The organism is Oxalobacter paeniformigenes, from assembly GCF_027158465.1.
GTDB classification, from domain to species: Bacteria; Pseudomonadota; Gammaproteobacteria; order Burkholderiales; family Burkholderiaceae_D; genus Oxalobacter; species Oxalobacter paeniformigenes.
In genome coordinates this window covers 623,268-638,987 of record NZ_JAMKYL010000001.1, presented here as the reverse complement: position 1 = coordinate 638,987, position 15,720 = coordinate 623,268, and the positions used below count along the sequence as shown (strand labels likewise).

At 53.7% G+C, this 15,720-nt stretch carries 19 protein-coding genes and 2 tRNA genes; 13 read left to right on the top strand and 8 right to left on the bottom strand.

The features are described from left to right. Positions 1-94: 94 nt before the first annotated feature. The 5 genes from NAI64_RS02940 to NAI64_RS02920 all read left to right on the top strand — a co-directional run bounded on the left by NAI64_RS02940 (position 95) and on the right by NAI64_RS02920 (position 3,367). Entirely contained in the window at positions 95-1,126 is a 1,032-nt protein-coding gene (locus NAI64_RS02940) for a hypothetical protein (protein ID WP_269297602.1), read from the top strand. A gap of 200 nt (positions 1,127-1,326) precedes the next feature. Next, entirely contained in the window at positions 1,327-1,725 is a 399-nt protein-coding gene (locus NAI64_RS02935; RefSeq protein WP_269297600.1) for a helix-turn-helix domain-containing protein, read from the top strand. A gap of 216 nt (positions 1,726-1,941) precedes the next feature. Continuing rightward, on the top strand, positions 1,942-2,208 hold the full coding sequence (locus NAI64_RS02930) for a hypothetical protein (protein ID WP_269297598.1): 267 nt from the start codon (positions 1,942-1,944) through the stop codon (positions 2,206-2,208). Continuing rightward, on the top strand, positions 2,201-2,422 hold the full coding sequence (locus tag NAI64_RS02925) for a hypothetical protein (RefSeq protein ID WP_269297596.1): 222 nt from the start codon (positions 2,201-2,203) through the stop codon (positions 2,420-2,422). The genes NAI64_RS02930 and NAI64_RS02925 overlap by 8 nt, the downstream gene beginning before the upstream one ends. 414 nt (positions 2,423-2,836) lie before the next feature. Continuing rightward, entirely contained in the window at positions 2,837-3,367 is a 531-nt protein-coding gene (locus NAI64_RS02920) for a phospholipase D family nuclease (protein WP_269297594.1), read from the top strand. 385 nt (positions 3,368-3,752) lie between these two features. Here NAI64_RS02920 and NAI64_RS02915 read toward each other — a convergent pair. Then, positions 3,753-3,826, bottom strand: a tRNA-Gly gene (locus NAI64_RS02915). A 247-nt stretch (positions 3,827-4,073) separates the two neighbouring features. Here NAI64_RS02915 and NAI64_RS02910 point away from each other — a divergent pair. Next, positions 4,074-4,159 (top strand) — tRNA-Leu (locus NAI64_RS02910). 263 nt (positions 4,160-4,422) lie between these two features. Here NAI64_RS02910 and NAI64_RS02905 read toward each other — a convergent pair. Then, positions 4,423-4,743 carry a hypothetical protein gene (locus NAI64_RS02905; RefSeq protein ID WP_269297593.1) on the bottom strand — a complete coding sequence of 107 codons (321 nt, stop codon included), beginning with the start codon at positions 4,741-4,743 and terminating at the stop codon, positions 4,423-4,425. A 53-nt stretch (positions 4,744-4,796) separates the two neighbouring features. Continuing rightward, the gene (locus NAI64_RS02900) at positions 4,797-4,985 is read right to left on the bottom strand and encodes a hypothetical protein (protein WP_269297591.1); all 189 of its coding nucleotides are present in this window, start codon (positions 4,983-4,985) and stop codon (positions 4,797-4,799) included. A gap of 343 nt (positions 4,986-5,328) precedes the next feature. Between NAI64_RS02900 and NAI64_RS02895 the strand changes: the two genes are divergently transcribed. The 6 genes from NAI64_RS02895 to NAI64_RS02870 all read left to right on the top strand — a co-directional run bounded on the left by NAI64_RS02895 (position 5,329) and on the right by NAI64_RS02870 (position 9,904). Further along, positions 5,329-5,586, top strand: a complete 258-nt coding sequence (locus NAI64_RS02895; RefSeq protein ID WP_269297589.1) for a hypothetical protein — start codon at positions 5,329-5,331, stop codon at positions 5,584-5,586. Positions 5,587-5,683: 97 nt separating this feature from the next. Next, complete coding sequence (locus NAI64_RS02890; protein WP_269297588.1) at positions 5,684-5,968, top strand: hypothetical protein; 285 nt, start codon at positions 5,684-5,686, stop codon at positions 5,966-5,968. A gap of 305 nt (positions 5,969-6,273) precedes the next feature. After that, entirely contained in the window at positions 6,274-7,092 is an 819-nt protein-coding gene (hpnC, locus tag NAI64_RS02885) for a squalene synthase HpnC (RefSeq protein WP_269297587.1), read from the top strand. A gap of 183 nt (positions 7,093-7,275) precedes the next feature. Next, on the top strand, positions 7,276-7,512 hold the full coding sequence (gene rpmB / locus NAI64_RS02880) for a 50S ribosomal protein L28 (RefSeq protein WP_269297585.1): 237 nt from the start codon (positions 7,276-7,278) through the stop codon (positions 7,510-7,512). Between the two features lie 37 nt (positions 7,513-7,549). Beyond that, a complete protein-coding gene (gene rpmG / locus NAI64_RS02875) occupies positions 7,550-7,717 on the top strand; it encodes a 50S ribosomal protein L33 (protein WP_269297583.1) in 168 nt (55 codons plus the stop codon). 129 nt (positions 7,718-7,846) lie between these two features. Next, entirely contained in the window at positions 7,847-9,904 is a 2,058-nt protein-coding gene (locus tag NAI64_RS02870) for an acyltransferase family protein (protein WP_269297582.1), read from the top strand. A 101-nt stretch (positions 9,905-10,005) separates the two neighbouring features. On the opposite strand, the gene NAI64_RS02865 is transcribed toward NAI64_RS02870, so the two are convergent. The 4 genes from NAI64_RS02865 to NAI64_RS02850 are packed head-to-tail and all read right to left on the bottom strand — an operon-like array spanning position 10,006 to position 13,738. After that, on the bottom strand, positions 10,006-10,992 hold the full coding sequence (locus NAI64_RS02865; protein WP_269297581.1) for a siderophore ABC transporter substrate-binding protein: 987 nt from the start codon (positions 10,990-10,992) through the stop codon (positions 10,006-10,008). Between the two features lie 33 nt (positions 10,993-11,025). After that, on the bottom strand, positions 11,026-11,784 hold the full coding sequence (locus NAI64_RS02860) for an iron ABC transporter ATP-binding protein (RefSeq protein WP_269297579.1): 759 nt from the start codon (positions 11,782-11,784) through the stop codon (positions 11,026-11,028). Further along, complete coding sequence (locus NAI64_RS02855; protein WP_269297577.1) at positions 11,781-12,758, bottom strand: iron chelate uptake ABC transporter family permease subunit; 978 nt, start codon at positions 12,756-12,758, stop codon at positions 11,781-11,783. Before NAI64_RS02855 ends, NAI64_RS02860 begins: the two co-directional genes overlap by 4 nt. After that, on the bottom strand, positions 12,758-13,738 hold the full coding sequence (locus tag NAI64_RS02850; protein ID WP_269297575.1) for an ABC transporter permease: 981 nt from the start codon (positions 13,736-13,738) through the stop codon (positions 12,758-12,760). Before NAI64_RS02850 ends, NAI64_RS02855 begins: the two co-directional genes overlap by 1 nt. Before the next feature lie 398 nt (positions 13,739-14,136). Here NAI64_RS02850 and NAI64_RS02845 point away from each other — a divergent pair, with 398 nt between their 5' ends. Further along, positions 14,137-14,499, top strand: a complete 363-nt coding sequence (locus NAI64_RS02845; RefSeq protein ID WP_269297574.1) for a hypothetical protein — start codon at positions 14,137-14,139, stop codon at positions 14,497-14,499. On the opposite strand, the gene NAI64_RS02840 is transcribed toward NAI64_RS02845, so the two are convergent. Continuing rightward, positions 14,496-15,668, bottom strand: coding sequence for an iron-containing alcohol dehydrogenase (locus NAI64_RS02840; RefSeq protein ID WP_269297573.1), 1,173 nt, complete (start codon positions 15,666-15,668; stop codon positions 14,496-14,498). The two genes, NAI64_RS02845 and NAI64_RS02840, sit on opposite strands and share 4 nt — an antisense overlap. Positions 15,669-15,720 lie beyond the last annotated feature (52 nt).

The window sequence follows — 15,720 nt, the reverse complement described above, 5'->3', positions numbered from 1 at the left end:
CGGTCGATGGCGACCGGCACTCGGGACACAGGCTCTTGCAGCCTGTATGGCGATATGCGGGAAGCGGTATTTCCCTTTGACTGCAAGTTGGCCCATGCTTATCAACATTATCGAAGAAATCGCTGTCGGCACGGTGATCGTGCTGGTGTCTTCCATGATCGCCTGGCTTTACCATATCCGCCAGCTTTATGCGAGCGCACCGGTCCTGTTCCAGAACCATACGGATGACAGTCAATATCCTGTCTATCAGATCGTCATTTCCAACCGCGGCAACCAGGTCGAGGAAAATGTCCGTGTCGAACTCGATCCGTCCGTGCAGGCCAACATCGTCGCATCGAGCCTGACCGACGTGATACTGGTCAATCACGTCATCCATATCATGCGCATTCACAAAAAGCAGGAAGTCAACCTGCTGCTCCAGATCAGAAGCGGTTTTTTCGATTCGTCGAAAATCCTGTCGGTCTCGTCCAACGAAACCACCGGCAAAATCTGCAAGTCGCCGCATGACATTCCGTTCAATTACGGCGTCAGCGCACTCATCATCAGTTTGCTGATCGGTATCTGCCCGATTTTTTACTATACGGGACAAATCATCGACTACGTCACCGACAAGCTCGACGAACGCAATCTTTCCGGTATCAGCAATCAGGGATGGGGCAATCTCGATGCTTATCAGGAATCCGATCTTCGCAAGAGTTACAGCGACAACGAGTTCCCCGTCCGGCTGCTGGGTATCCGGAAAAAATCCGATTACAGCGACGTGTCCATACCCGACAGCCTCAAGCGCATATGGCCGCAACTCAACCAGAACAGCCTGTTGCTCAACTATGAAGTCAACAACAAGACGGCGTCCGATCTGGGCGTGCTGGCTTTTCGCCAGGGCGCATACAACACGCCGCCTTTTTACCGGAATGTCCCTCCCATGTCGAAAGCGGTCATCATCATCCCGGTCCGAACGGTACCCGCTTCCGGCAATATCCGGATCGAATTCATGTTCAGGCTGCATGCGGACTGGATGGACCGGATCGATCATACGTTCAATCCCGCCATACTGGACGGCACCGTCATCCGGCCGGCCGAAGAACACCAACCGTCCGGCAAGACAGGGACTGCCCCGGCGCACTGATCCGGCGACACCGGCACGCGCATGATACGGCAATTTCCGCCATGACGCTTCGTGAAACGATACGGGACCGGGACGCTTTGCGGGAAATCTTTCCTGCATGACTGGCGACGGATGATTTTATTTTGACGGATGAGTGCGGTTTGGTAATACAATATGGCCGTTTTCAATCTTTATTGCACGAACTCCTGTTTGTCTTTTGCATGGAAAAAATCGCCAAAAGAATCGAGAACTGCCGTCACAGCATGAATATCAGCCAGTCCGAACTGGCACGTAAAATCGGCGTGACGCCGCAGGCCGTGCAAAAATGGGAAAAAGCGAAAAATCTTCCCCGCGGCACGACACTGAACAAACTGGCCGATGTACTCGGCGTATCGCCGGCCTATCTCCAGTTCGGCATTTCGGCAACGGCAAGCGTCCATTACCCGTCTGTCGAGGAAGAACATGCCGAATATCTGGTCGGCGACCGGATACATGCCTGCGACGACTGGCCTTTTTCCATCACCCGCGAACAATTCAGCCAGTTTTCCGATGAACAGCTTTCCCTGATCAACCGTTATATCGAAATTCTCTGGGAATCCATCGAAAAAAAGGAACACTGACACCGGTTTTCCGCTCACGACATCCTGCGGTATGCGCGTGTACTCCGCGCGCCGTTCCGCATTTTCGTGAAATCCTGCCGTATTGCAACTTTTCGTTGTAGAAAAAATTTTTTTACTGTAACATTCGCTTTCAATCCTGTAACTTCCGGTTCCAGATTTTCCGCTTCATCCGGAACGGTACAGGTCATCCGGACATAATTTGCGAAACGGTGCGGTATGCAGGACAGACTCGTCAACATTCATTACGAAATCATCCGCAATTCTGCGGGAAACAGCCCGGAAATCGCCGAGGGTATCGGCGATGCCTTGTTGCGACATTCGAACGGACATGATCTCGGCGAGGTGGCTACCGCCCTGCTGGCTGGCAACCGGGACGAGGTTTTCGATCTGATGGAAAAGATACTCGACGACGCCATCTGGGCCATGGCCACGGAACAATCACAGGAAAACGATCCTGACGGAAACTTTCACTATAATGACTGAACAATCCACCATTCTGGAAGGACTGGAAATCAGCATCCATGCGCTGGTCCAGTCGATCAACGGGCTGATGCAGCGCGAGGAAAAGTTGCGCTCGCGCGGCCTGCATGAACGTGCCGACAAGGTACGCCTTGTGATCGACCGGCTTTATGCCCTGCGCGACGAGCTCATCCGGATACTGGAAAAACAGCGCCTGGAACTCACGGCCGTGGTTTGAGCGGATGTATTCCCCCCCTCGTTCCATCGCAGTCCATTTCCTGCCATCGGTTTCCCGCTTTCCGTCCGCCGTTTTTCACCCGCTTGCGGCCACCGCAGTCCGCCTGTTTTCCTGCCGGACTTTCTTTCCGCCTGCATGACGCCATGTTCAAGGCAAGCTGCCGGACGGTGGTCAAGCTGGCGATTTTTCCCGATTCGGCCCGTATTTTGACGGTCATCTCATACGCCCGCCCCGTTCGACACCGTTTTTTCAAGGTGCCCACGAAAAAGCCTTATCGTTTCCCGCTATTTTCCGCATGAACGGAAATACAGGCACCGGATGATGCGTGCGGGAAGCATCCCGTTTTTCATGGACCGGCACGCTCCTGAAATATAATATCGGTCCCATTCATTTTTTAAGGGAGATCGTCCATCCATGAAACGGATCCAGCAATTTTTCCTGTTTGCCCTGATTCTGTGCTTTTCGGCACAGCTTCGTGCCCAGACCGTCATCGAAGCCGCCTTTTCGCCGGACGACGGTGCGGAAGCCCTGATTCTGAAAGTGATCGATGCCTCGCGGGAGAACCTGCGACTGGCCGCCTATTCGTTCACATCCCCTGCCGTCATGAAAAGCCTGCTCGCCGCCAAAAAACGGGGCGTGGACGTCCGCATCATCGTCGATGAAAAAGGCAACCGCTCCCAGGCCAGCAAGGCGGCCATGAACCTGGCCGTCAATGCCGATATCCCCCTGCGTACCGTATCGGCCTACCGTATCCATCACGACAAATACATCATCGTGGACGGCAAGCACGTCGAAACAGGCAGTTTCAATTACAGCAAGTCCGCCGCGAAAAACAACAGCGAAAACGTGATCGTGGTCTGGAACCGTCCGGACATCGCGAAACGCTATTTGCAGCACTGGGAATCCCGCTGGAAACAGGGAACCGACTGGAAGTCCGAATACTGAGCAGCCGATCCCGCACCCACAGGTCGAAAAAAAGGGCCGGAAAAATTCCGGCCCAGCCTGTCAAGGGGAAAGAAACATACCACACCCGCTTTGCCGGACATGGCACCCAATGACAAGCATAAGCCGTGCCATATGCCACCCCGCCGCCTGTTTTTCCCTTATTAGTCCGCACTCCATTATCCTCATCGTTTGCATGTTCGGCTCATGCCGTATTGACGGAAAAAACGCCGCTGTACCAAAAGATCCTTTCATGTCTGCATATACGCCGGATACTTCACAAGCCTGATTGTCATGCCAGACCACACCGCTTCACGCAACAAGGCAGTCCAAACGATTGTTTTTAAATGAATTTTCCGGCCTGACATGGCCGATCTGGAAGGAAGGTTGGAGCGGAGGACGGGAATCGAACCCGCGTCGTAAGCTTGGGAAGCTTCTGCTCTACCATTGAGCTACCCCCGCGATGATGCCGCCATTATAGCCTGCTTCATGCGTGCCGTCGCCTTTTTTGTGTCTCTCATTCGCTTCGTTCCCATTGCCGCTTCGGATTGTTGCCTTTTTTGCAACATGAGGCGTTTTTCCTGCGTGCGGCGGATGGCTGCGGTGGATCGGTTGAATGGGCAGCAGGCGGTCGCGTTCGGTTCGATGCGATGGCGCAGGCCATCCCAAACCGGACAAAATGCAGTAAAATTGCGTGCTCCGAACAAATGCGAGGGTGGCGAAATTGGTAGACGCACCAGGTTTAGGTCCTGACGCCATTGCGGTGTAGGGGTTCGAGTCCCCTCCCTCGCACCATGTTTTTCCGCTTCACGATTGCTTCCCCTTCTTTGCCTGTCTTTTCTTTGCCGTTTCAGGTCATGCCGTCCGGCATACGCCTTTCCTGTTTGCCTTGCCCCTTCATGGCATATGAAGCCGTTGTCATGCCGGCGGTGCAGCAGGCATGAAAAAACCTCTCTTGCGAGAGGTTTTTTCATCAAGCCCCCGGTCAATGATATTCCGGTTTCCTGTGTGTCGTACTGCATTGCGCACCTGCCAGGATTTCAGGTTGCGTCTTTTGGCTAGTTGGTCGGATACCCCTGTTTTTCCAGATAGAAGTCCAGCAGGTCTTCGGTATCGTAAAAGTCGGACCATGCCTGAACCGAGCGGATGCCCTGTTCCTGCATTTTGTACTGTTCGAAGTATTCGTTGCTTTCCGCAGTGTCCGTGATCTCCGGATGTGCCTGGAAGGGGTAGCCCTGTTTTTCCAGATAGACGTCCAGCAGGTCTTCGGTATCGTAAAAGTCGGACCATGCCTTGACGGAACGGATTCCCGGTTCCTGCATCTTGTATTGCTCGAAGTATTCGTTGCTTTCCGCGACTTCGGGGCATTCATTCTGCATGCAGGCTGTTTTCGTTTTGTCTGTTTCCTGTAGCGGTAGGTCTCCCGGCGCTTTCAAAGATTCGTTTGTTCCCATTGTGACTCCTGGCATTGATGTGCATTCCGGCTGCGTTTCATCGCGCTGTCGGGATATTTCGCCCGCTCTCCGGCGCACTGGAAATTCCATCGCATCTCTCTCGGTATAATAGTACCGTAAGTCAACACGTTCGTGGCGAACAGATACCGGTTATTGCGTTTTTTCATGCCGTTTCGCACGATTTCGTGCAAAGGACGATTTTTTAGCGACAGTTCCCGTCAGAAAACGATCCGTTTCCGTGCGAAAAACGGCACTTTTCTTCAGTGGAAGTTCTTTTTTTGCACTGCGACGGTGCATCTTTTTTCCGGGTGCTTTTCTGTCATTGCGACCGCCTGAGGCATTCTGTCCGTCTGTGTCGGGACTTTTCTGGCGCTCCGGTCGCTTTCACTCCGTCACGACGGCCGGATGCGATGGCAAAAAGTGGAGCATCCTCGCCTGAATTGGTTACAATACGGATTTTTCACCGGCGACGGCTGTCCGTATCCGGTCACTGGCACTGAAAGGTTAGAAATGAGCGAATCCGACAACATGTACGACAATACGGTACCGAGAGCATTCATGGAATCCCTGGGTTTTGAACTGCCGGAAGAAGCCTTCAGCTTCCAGATCGATGGTTCCGATATCGTCTTCACGCTCCAGATCGTCGAGGAAGTCGGTTGCGACTTCCGGATTTTCGAGAAACAGGAAAAATTCCCGCTGTCTGATGAACAGGTCGCCAAACTCAAGGAGGCCGGTTATTACCGTCCCGAAGGGTTCATGATCCTGTAATCGGCACGACAGCATGAACTGTGGCGCCGGTCGCGAAAAGACCGGTTCGCCTGGCATCGACACAACCATTTTTTTCATTCCTGACGGAAATTCATCCATGAACGAAAAAGAAATCGACAAAGCTTTTGGGGATTTTGAAAAGAAATACAACTTGCCTCCGGTTTTCCGGATGTCCAACGGCAAGATTCTGGGCGCTTTCATCATCACCAAGGACGGTGAATCTTTCATGATTACCTTTGAAAGCAGCGATGCGGATATTATGGAAGCCGCAGCCATGGTCAGCCCGGACAATACCGAAGCCGCAGCCGGCGATTTGCGTGCGCTCAAGGCGTTCTGTTCCGCGCCGCTCGTTCCCTCGCCTGCTCCCGATACGCTTCAGTAAGCGTCTGTCAGTACAGTGCACGACAGGCCGGCATCGCCGGCCTTTTGCGTTTCATCGCCCGGTGATCGTCTTGTCCCGCATGGGGTGTCGTTTTTTTGCAAGCCTGAGCGACATGCCTGACATGTTGAATGAAATGCGCACGTCAACCTACTGATATTCTTTCGCTTTCAAGATGGCGCCATTTCCGTTCGTTAAACGGAAGCGACTGATTTCAATAAACAAATTCCGTCTCGCGCCACCGTCTGATTTCAATATCCGCACTTTTTGTTTTACCATAAGTGCTTTATATCAGCATCCGGCATGCCATGGCAGTCGAACATTACGAAAATTTCCCCGTCGCATCCATTCTCCTGCCGCCGCACTTGCGGCAGCCGGTGGAGACGATTTATCGTTTCGCGCGTTCTGCCGACGATATCGCCGACGAGGGTGATCTGACGCCGCATGAAAGGCTGGCCGCACTGGCGTTTTACAACAGGGAACTCGACCGGATCGAACACAGCGAGACGCCGGAAAACAGCCTGTTCGTTTCCCTTTCCGGCGTGATCCGCGACTTCAATCTGCCGATAGAACCGTTCAGGAACCTGCTTTCGGCTTTCCGGCAGGATATTTCCGTCACCCGTTACAATACCTATACCGATCTGCTCGATTACTGCCGCCGTTCCGCCAATCCTGTCGGCTTGCTGATGCTGCATCTGTACAAGGCGGCGACCGATGAAAACTGCCGGATGTCCAATGCCATCTGCACCGCGCTCCAGCTGATCAACTTCTGGCAGGATGTGGCGCTGGACTGGCTCAAGAACCGTATCTATATCCCGATGGAGGACATGCTCCGTTTCAACGTCACGCCTGAAGATATCGCCAACAGCAAGGTGACGGAAAACTGGTGTTCGCTCATGGCATTCGAAATCGGTCGTACCCGCAAGCTGATGCTTTCCGGCGCGCCGCTGGCCGGAAAACTGCCCGGACGTATCGGCTGGGAACTCAGGCTTGTCGTACAAGGCGGCCTGCGTGTGCTGGAACGTATCGAAACGGCCGGTTTCGACGTATTCAGCCGCCGTCCGTTGCTGCGCGGCGGCGACTGGCTCAGTATCATCTGGCGTTGCCTGAAACGCCGCAGCCGCTGACACACCTTCCCTTTTCCCGAAAAAGGCTTGATAAACAGTATCTTGCGCCTTGTTTCGCCTAAATTGTGACATATATTCAAATTATAAGACACACTTGTTTTTGACAAGTCACTGTTTTTTCTTGTCTTTTGTTTTCCTTTCATATAGAATGCAGCCTTCGCTTTTTTTATTTCGGAGGTTCTTATGGCTCGCGTTTGCCAGGTCACAGGTAAAAAACCCATGTCCGGTAATACGGTTTCTCATGCCAATAACAAGTCCAAACGGCGCTTTATGCCCAATTTGCATTACCGCCGCTTTTTCGTCGAGTCCGAAAACCGCTGGGTTTCGCTTCGCGTTTCCAATGCCGGTCTGCGTGTCATCGACAAACTCGGTATCGATGCCGTTCTCGCCGATCTTCGCGCTCGCGGCGAAAAAATCTAAGCCGGTCTTCGGTTCTTTTTTTTGAGAGGTTTTTGTTATGGCTAAAGCAGGCAGAGAAAAAATCAAACTGGAATCCACCGCGGGTACCGGTCATTTCTATACTACGACCAAAAACAAGCGGACTACGCCTGAAAAGATCGAAATCATCAAGTTCGATCCCAAGGCTCGCAAGCATGTCCCTTACAAGGAAACCAAAATCAAGTAATCTCCCTCGTTTCCTTTCCTTGTTTCTTTCAAAGCCGGCTTCCGCCGGCTTTGTCGTTTTGTACTGCGACAAATTTTTCATGAAAAATTGATATAATCTGCCGCTTGCATACGTATTTTCCTGACTGTAATGTCTTCGACTCCTACAAACCAATCTGCCGCAAATACCATAAACCATCACACCCAATCGGCCGGGTATCGTCCGGATATCGATGGATTGCGTGCGCTTGCGGTCTTCGCCGTTTTCATTTTTCATGCCTTTCCGAAAGCCATGCGCGGCGGCTTCGTCGGTGTCGATATTTTTTTCGTCATTTCAGGTTTCCTGATTTCCTCGATCATCTTCAGTCAGCTCGAAAGCGGCTCTTTCAGTTTCTGGAACTTTTACAGCCGCCGTATCCGTCGGATTTATCCGGTTCTGATTACGGTTTTGCTTGCATGTCTTGTTTTCGGATTTTGTTTTCCGTTCATCAATCATTTTTTTCAGGGATCGCTTTTTTTTCTCAGCAATGAATTTGCACAGCTCAGCAAGCATGTCGCCGGCGGTGCAGGGTTCATCTCCAATTTTCTGCTCTGGTTCGAAAGCGGTTATTTCGACAATGCCGCCGAAACGAAACCGCTCTTGCATCTCTGGAGCCTCGGTATCGAGGAACAGTTTTACATCATCTGGCCTTTACTCTTGTGGCTGCTCTGGAAAAAACGCTTCAATCTACTGGTCATTTCGCTTGTTCTCGCAGTTATTTCATTCGGCCTGAATCTGTACTTCTACCATGTCGATCCCGTCGCAGATTTCTTTTCCCCGCAGACCCGTTTCTGGGAATTGCTTTGCGGAGCGATGCTCGCATGGGTTTCCCTGCACCCTGCCCAGCTGACATTCAAACCCGGTCTGTTTTATCGTGTTACGTCCAACGACACAACGTCCGATATTTATACCCGCTTTTTCCGTTACCGGCATATTCTGTCCAGTGCCGGATTCATACTGTTCGTAGCTTCCATCGTATTCATCAAACAAACCAGTTCCAGAAACTATCCCGGTATCTGGTCACTGTTTCCCGTTCTGGCGACTGTATTGCTGATCGCCGCCGGGAAAGACGGCTGGTTCAACAAACTCGTGCTTTCTAACAAGGTACTGGTCTGGTTCGGTCTGATCAGCTACCCGCTTTATCTCTGGCACTGGCCGCTGCTTTCGATAGCACGTATCGTGCTGACTGAAGAACCGCCGCTGTGGTGGCGCGTTACGGCTTTCCCGATCGGCATTTTGCTGGCCTGGCTGACCACGAAATGCATCGAAAACCCTTTGCGCTTCGGAAAACATGGCAATATCAAAACTGTTTCACTTTTCGCAGTCATGTTGCTTCTCGGTTTTGCTGGTCTGCTGTCATACAACCGGGACGGGTTTCCTTCAAGGTTTCCGGCAACTGTTTCAAGCCTTATCAACGTACAAAGATTACGTTATGAAACCAATGAGGTTTACAGTTATGAATGCAACAGTTCCGCCAGCAACAAACCGGATTATTCGTCATGCCGACTGAAAATCAGTAATCCGTCCAAACCTGTCATGGTAATCTGGGGAGACTCTCATGCTACAGCGATCGCCCATGGCATTCTCAAATATTTCGATGAGCGATATAACATCGTGCTGCGCCAGACTAGTGCATGCCCGCCTGTATTCGACAAGTCTGTACAGCCCCGTTGCAAGAACAACAATCATTTCATTTTTCAGGAACTAGCGGACATTAAACCGCAAAAAGTCATACTGGCGGCTTTCTGGACTGCTCCGGGATATAAGGATATTTACAAAAAACTGGAAACATCCATTGCCCGACTGCGTACCGAAAATATCGCTGATATCGTTGTCATCGGTCCGTTACCGCTCTGGAAAGGACAGCTTCCATCATTGCTTGCTTCCGAATATATGAAATCCGGTCAGCTTGCCAAATCGCTCGAACCTCAGGATTATGAACGTCTGAGAAAAATAGATAGGGATCTTTACGCCTTGTGCCAGCAATGGAATGTGTCCTATATTTCCCCTGTCAGCCTGTTGTGCAACAAGGATGGATGTCTGACCATGACCAACGACGATCCAGCCAGCGTCATGACTTTCGACAGTAATCATCTGACCGGCAACGCATCGGATTATCTGGTATCACGATTCAAAGACGACCCAGCCTTCAAAGTCAAATCACATTGACGCTTTCTTTTCATATGCGCTCATTCATTCGGCGTGATTTTTCCTGACACATGGTGACGAGACCGCCTGAATGTTACCTGACGACTGCTTGAAGCACAGGTTTATTTCCCCAGTCCGGTGAGGATATCGTCGATCATTCTGTCGGTGGCGGTCAGGCCACCGGCTGTCAGGTACCATGCTTCGGCGTCCATGTTGACGATTTTGCCGTTTCTGGCGGCGCGGGTGCTGGCAACAAGCGGGTTGTCCAGCGTGGCGTTGGCGTATTTCGTGCCGCCGATGACGGCGGTTCTGTCCACGACGTAGAGGATGTCCGGATCGACCCGCGCGATGTATTCGTAGCTGATTTCCTGTCCGTGCAGCGAGGGTTTGATGGTGTCGTCTGCCGCCGGAATACCGAAGATGTCGTGGATCATGCCGAAGCGCGAGCCTTTGCCGTAGGCGCTTATACTGCCGTCGTTGGTCAGGATGACAAGCGCTTTTTCACGGGTACCTGCCGCGGCGGCTTTCGCTTTATCGACCTTGGCAGCCAGTGCATCGAGCTTTTCACGGGCGACATCCTCGCGTCCGAAAATCTTGCCCAGTTCGGTGACGTGTTTTTCCATGTCGCGCAGGTAATTTTCCGGATCGGTCTGCATATAGACGGTCGGCGCGATCCGGGACAATTCGGGATAGTAGGCTCTCTGGCGACCGCTGATGAAGATGATGTCCGGCTTCCAGTTATACAGTCCTTCCATATCGGGTTCCTTGATTCCGCCGATACGGATGTCGTTTTTGTATTGCGACAGGTATGACGTGACGATATCGCCCGGTACTGCGATTTGCGCGTTTGCGCCGATGACATTGATGATGTCGAGCGTTCCCATGTCGAAAACGGCGACTTTGGCCGGATGCAGTGGAACGACTGTCATGCCCAGTTCATGTGCGATGGCGACCGACCCGCTGCCGTTTTGCGTGGATGCGGTTTGTGCCGATGCGGTTTGCTGTGCGGCCGGCTGCGTGGCTTGCGGAGCGTCCTGCCGTTTGCTGCAGGCGGCCATAAGGCCCAGTGTCAATGCGAATACGAAGGCATAAAGAAGTTTTTGTTTCATGATGGTTTTTCGGTTGTTGAAAAAAAAGCGTTGTCAGCTGTAATACAGACAGACCGGACGACCGTCGATGTCGATGACGCGGATGTCCATGCCATAGATGCGCCTGAGTACGTCGGTGCGGATGATGTCCCTGACATCGCCCTGTGCGACGATTTGTCCGTCTTTCAGTGCGATGATGTGGTCGGCATGCGCGGCGACGAAATTGATGTCGTGAATGACGACGAAAACGGTTTTTCCTGCCGTCTCCACGAGTTGCCGCAAGACGTTCATGATGTGTACCGAATGGCGCATGTCGAGGTTGTTCAGCGGTTCGTCGAGCATGATGTATTCGGTGTCCTGTGCCACGATCATGGCGATGAACGCCATTTGCCGCTGGCCGCCGGAGAGTTCGTCCAGATAGCGTTCTTGCAGCGCTTTCAGTCCGAGGCACGCCAGTGCGTTGTCGATTTGCCGTTCATCCCCGGCATCAAGCCGTCCGCGTGTGTAGGGAAAACGCCCGAAAGCGACGAGTTCGCGCACGGTCAGCCGGATGTCGATGTCGTTGGTCTGACGCAGGATAGAGAGTTTTTTCGCGAGTTCCCGGTTGTTCCAGTCGGCCAGTTCGATATCGTCGATGATGACCTTGCCTGCCGAACGCGGCAGCGTGCGGGCGATCAGCGACAACAGCGTGCTTTTTCCCGCGCCGTTGCCGCCGATGAAGGCGACCAGCTTGCCGCGCGGCAGCTCCAGTGTGATGTCGGACAATACGGTTTTTCCGCCATACTGTTTGGAAAGGGAGTCGGTGGCGATCATGTTTTGCCGTCCTTGAGTATCAGGAAGATGAAATACAGGCCACCGATGAAGTTGATAATGACACTGACGGTGGTGGAAAACTGGAATACCCGTTCGGTCAGCCATTGGCCCGTCGTCAGAAACAGGCAACCGAGCAGGACGGAACAGGCGATGATGCGGCTATGGCGGAATGAGCCGGTAAGCTGGCGCGCGAGATTGGCCACCAGTATGCCCAGAAAAGTGACCGGCCCGGTCAGCGCGGTGGAAACGGAGACCAGTACCGCCGTGACGATCAGGCTTTTGAGGATGGCGGCCCGGTAGGATATTCCCAGACTGATGGCCTGTTCCGGCCCAAGCGCCAGAACGTCGTATTGCCGGCAGTCGCGCCATGTCAGGACGATGACGGCCAGACAGATGAGGATGCACAGTCCCAGAAGGCCGGTATTGATGTTGTTGAAGCTGGCGAACATCTTGCCTTGCAAAAACAGAAATTCGTTGGGGTCCATCATGACTTGCATGAATGTCGCCAGACTCTGGAAAAGCGCGCCGGCGACCAGTCCGGCCAGCAGCAGAAAATAGACGCTGCGCCGCATTTTGCCGAACAGCAGCAAAAACAGCAGACCGCTTGCGCCGGTCATGATGGCGACCGACAACAAGAAATTGCCGTATCCGCTCATCATTTCGAGCTTGCCGGAACCGAAAAAGCAGATGACGACGGTCTGGATGAACAGGTACAGCGTATCGAGCCCCATGACGGACGGGGTGAGAATGCGGTTGCAGGTGATGGTCTGGAAGGTCACGGCGGTATAGCCGATGCACCATGCCGAAACGGCGATGGCAAGTATTTTCGCCAGCCGTTTCGGCAGGAAATAACCGATATTGTCCGCGTCGAGTCCGCCGGCGATGAACAGGAACGCGGCGGCAGCAGCCAGAATGGCCAGCCAGACGATTTTGCCGGTACCGGATATGGCAGGACGCGAAACGAAGGCGCGCATCAGCGTTTCCTCCTGAACAGGATCACCAGAAACAGCAGGCTGCCGGCGATACCGGAAACGACGCTGATATTGACTTCATAGGGATAAATGACGATACGCCCGGCCAGATCGCATGCCAGCAGAAAAACCGCCCCCGACAGTGCCGTTTCGGGCAGCGTTCCCCTGAGGTTGTCACCACGGATCATGGATATGATGTTGGGGATGACCAGCCCGACGAACGGGATGCTGCCGACGGTGACGACGATCAGCGAAGTGAGCAGCGCGACGATCGCCAGGCCGAGCAGTATGGTGCGGCGCGGATTTTCGCCCAGACTGATGGCCATGCTCTCCCCCATGCCGGCGATGGTGAAGCGGTTGGCGTAGTACCATGCCAGAACCAGACAGGGCAGCCCCAGATACAAAAGTTCGTAATTGCCGCGAACGACAAGCGCGAAATTGCCTTGCAACCAGGACAGCATGTTCTGGATGATGTCATAGCGGTAAGCGATGAAGATGGTGACCGCGTTGACGACATTGCCGAGCATGATGCCCGCCAGCGGGACCATGAACACGTTGGTGAAACGGATGTTTTGCAACAGGGCGATGAAGCAGAAAGTGCCGGCCAGCGATGCCGCGAAAGCAACGCCCAGACGCAACCATGGCGGTGCGCCTGCCGTCAGCAATATCGCCAGCATCACGCCGAAACGGCACCATGCGAGCGTGCCGGCCGTCGTCGGCGAAACGAATTTGTTGTTCGTCAGGGTTTGCATGATGATGCCGGAAATGGCGAGTCCCGCACCGGTGAGGATGATCGCCAGTGTGCGCGGCATGCGGCTGATGAAACCGATAAAGCGGTCTGCCCCTTCCCCGGCGATGAAGCCCGACAGGCTGAAATCCTGTACCCCGGTTTGTATCGAGAGGATGGCCAGCACGCACAATATCAGCGACATGCCTGCCCTGAACACTGCCGGACTGTTCCATTTGATTGTATCGACTGCCATCGGTCAAACGCTGCCTTGTGGCCACTCCTTGCTTTCCGCTTCGGCGTGGCGTGTTTTCGATGGCGGTATTATACCGAATTAAATGATAATGACTATCATTATCATTTAATTTTTTTGTTTCACTCCCCGATTCTTCCCTGTTCGATGGGATTCATCCGGTGGTGACGAAGACATGAACGCTCTTGGGGAAAGACGGGAGATACCGGTTGCCCGTCTTCAAACGGCTGTCGGAACCGGTATGCGGCAGGCGATGGACACGAAAAAATATGGACGGTGTACCCGACGGGGATGACGTGCGGACAGGTGACGATATGGCAAACAGAAACGGCATCTGCGACATGGTGCGAATATGGCTTGCGGAATATCGCCCGTGGGCTATGGCGTGTGGATGACGGTGTATGCGATTGCCGTGGCATCGTGTAGCGGCATGGCAGGATGATGGGATATGCGGGCTGCGACGGCAGATGGAAGGCAGTGTGCGCTCCGCAGATATGTCGTTGCCCTGGGGAAGGCTGTACGAAAGGCTGTCATTGAATCGTGCACGACGGCATGGCGAGGCTGGCGGGGAAAAGCACGCTGACCGGAAGGCAAAAAATGATACCCTGACGGATACGGTATGTGCCTTGCGGTTGGTATATGGCTGGCAAGATATGGCCGGCGCGGCAAGGAAAATGACGGTATGCGGGCAAAACGGCAGGCATCCGTCACGCGCCGTCGGGCACGTGACGGGATGGAAATATGCCCTGCCCGGCTCCTTCTAGCGATAGGAGTGTTCGTAGATGGTGATGCAATCGGCTTCGGAGAGCATGACCGGATCGAGCAGGAACAGGTCGCCCATGGTTTCACGGGCGTTTTTCGCCATGGCGGGCAAGTCTTCGCGACGGATGCCGTAATCGGACATTTTGAGGTTGTCCACGCCGCAGGCGGCTTGCAACTGCACCAGCGCGATGACGAAATCCATCGGATGGGTCGCATCGGTCTTGCCCAGCGCACGGGCCATGTCGATCATTTTGGCGTCGCAGGCGTGCGCCTGTGCGAAGTGGGTGTAATAGGCCTGGCTGATCATGATAAGCCCTGCCCCGTGCGGCAATTCGGGATGATAGGCCGACAGGGCGTGTTCCAGCGAGTGTTCCGACAGGCATGACGAAATGGATTCGACCATGCCGGAAATGGTGCTGGCGATCGCCATGCCTTCGCGTGCCGCCAGATTCTTGCCGTCACGCACGGCGACCGGAAGGTTTTTGCCGATGAGTTCGATGGCCTTGAGCGACAAGGCCTCGCTGACGGGATTGGCACATTGCGCCAGATAGCCTTCGGTGCTGTGGAACAGGGCGTCGAAACCCTGGAAAGCGGTCAGTGCAGGCGGGACGGTCAGCATCAGTTCCGGATCGACGATCGAGAGTACCGGAAAGGTGTCGTCGTAGCCGAAGCCGATTTTTTCGTTGGTTTCCTCACGGGTGACGACGGTCCACGGATCGGCTTCGGTGCCGGTACCTGCGGTGGTGGTGATGGCCACGACGGGCAACGGACGGTGTGCGGGTGCTTTCGCCTTGCCGCTGCCGCCGGCGATGTAGTCCCAGTACGTGCCTTCGTTGGTCGCCATCAGTGCGATGGATTTGGCGGAATCGATACTGCTGCCGCCACCCAGACCGACGATGAAATCGCAACCCTGTTCCCGTGCGATTTGCGCACCTTCCATGACATGGCGTTCGACCGGATTGGGCATTATCTTGTCGAATACGACAGACGCGACGCCGGCTTTTGCCAGTTCTTTTTCAACGCGGTCGAGATAGCCGTATTTCCGGATGGACTGGCCCGATGTGGTGACGATCAGCGCTTTTTTGCCGGGTAACTGCTGGGCATGCAGCTGATCGAGCGTTCCGGTACCGAACAAAATCCTTGTCGGGATGTAATAAGTGAAATTCATCATGTTTTTTACCTCTTGCGTAACGTCTGTCCCGCTATAAACAGATCGTTTTGTC

Coding starts and splice junctions, on each gene's coding strand:
- NAI64_RS02900 (WP_269297591.1), bottom strand. CDS start 4,985: ATGAAAAAACGCAATAACCGGTATCTGTTCGCCACGAACGTGTTGACT.
- NAI64_RS02925 (WP_269297596.1), top strand. CDS start 2,201: ATGACTGAACAATCCACCATTCTGGAAGGACTGGAAATCAGCATCCAT.
- NAI64_RS02920 (WP_269297594.1), top strand. CDS start 2,837: ATGAAACGGATCCAGCAATTTTTCCTGTTTGCCCTGATTCTGTGCTTT.
- NAI64_RS02935 (WP_269297600.1), top strand. CDS start 1,327: ATGGAAAAAATCGCCAAAAGAATCGAGAACTGCCGTCACAGCATGAAT.
- NAI64_RS02890 (WP_269297588.1), top strand. CDS start 5,684: ATGAACGAAAAAGAAATCGACAAAGCTTTTGGGGATTTTGAAAAGAAA.
- NAI64_RS02855 (WP_269297577.1), bottom strand. CDS start 12,758: ATGCGCGCCTTCGTTTCGCGTCCTGCCATATCCGGTACCGGCAAAATC.
- NAI64_RS02870 (WP_269297582.1), top strand. CDS start 7,847: ATGTCTTCGACTCCTACAAACCAATCTGCCGCAAATACCATAAACCAT.
- NAI64_RS02860 (WP_269297579.1), bottom strand. CDS start 11,784: ATGATCGCCACCGACTCCCTTTCCAAACAGTATGGCGGAAAAACCGTA.
- NAI64_RS02905 (WP_269297593.1), bottom strand. CDS start 4,743: ATGCAGAATGAATGCCCCGAAGTCGCGGAAAGCAACGAATACTTCGAG.
- NAI64_RS02840 (WP_269297573.1), bottom strand. CDS start 15,668: ATGATGAATTTCACTTATTACATCCCGACAAGGATTTTGTTCGGTACC.
- rpmG (WP_269297583.1), top strand. CDS start 7,550: ATGGCTAAAGCAGGCAGAGAAAAAATCAAACTGGAATCCACCGCGGGT.
- NAI64_RS02865 (WP_269297581.1), bottom strand. CDS start 10,992: ATGAAACAAAAACTTCTTTATGCCTTCGTATTCGCATTGACACTGGGC.
- NAI64_RS02850 (WP_269297575.1), bottom strand. CDS start 13,738: ATGGCAGTCGATACAATCAAATGGAACAGTCCGGCAGTGTTCAGGGCA.
- NAI64_RS02930 (WP_269297598.1), top strand. CDS start 1,942: ATGCAGGACAGACTCGTCAACATTCATTACGAAATCATCCGCAATTCT.
- NAI64_RS02940 (WP_269297602.1), top strand. CDS start 95: ATGCTTATCAACATTATCGAAGAAATCGCTGTCGGCACGGTGATCGTG.
- NAI64_RS02895 (WP_269297589.1), top strand. CDS start 5,329: ATGAGCGAATCCGACAACATGTACGACAATACGGTACCGAGAGCATTC.
- rpmB (WP_269297585.1), top strand. CDS start 7,276: ATGGCTCGCGTTTGCCAGGTCACAGGTAAAAAACCCATGTCCGGTAAT.
- hpnC (WP_269297587.1), top strand. CDS start 6,274: ATGGCAGTCGAACATTACGAAAATTTCCCCGTCGCATCCATTCTCCTG.
- NAI64_RS02845 (WP_269297574.1), top strand. CDS start 14,137: ATGCGATTGCCGTGGCATCGTGTAGCGGCATGGCAGGATGATGGGATA.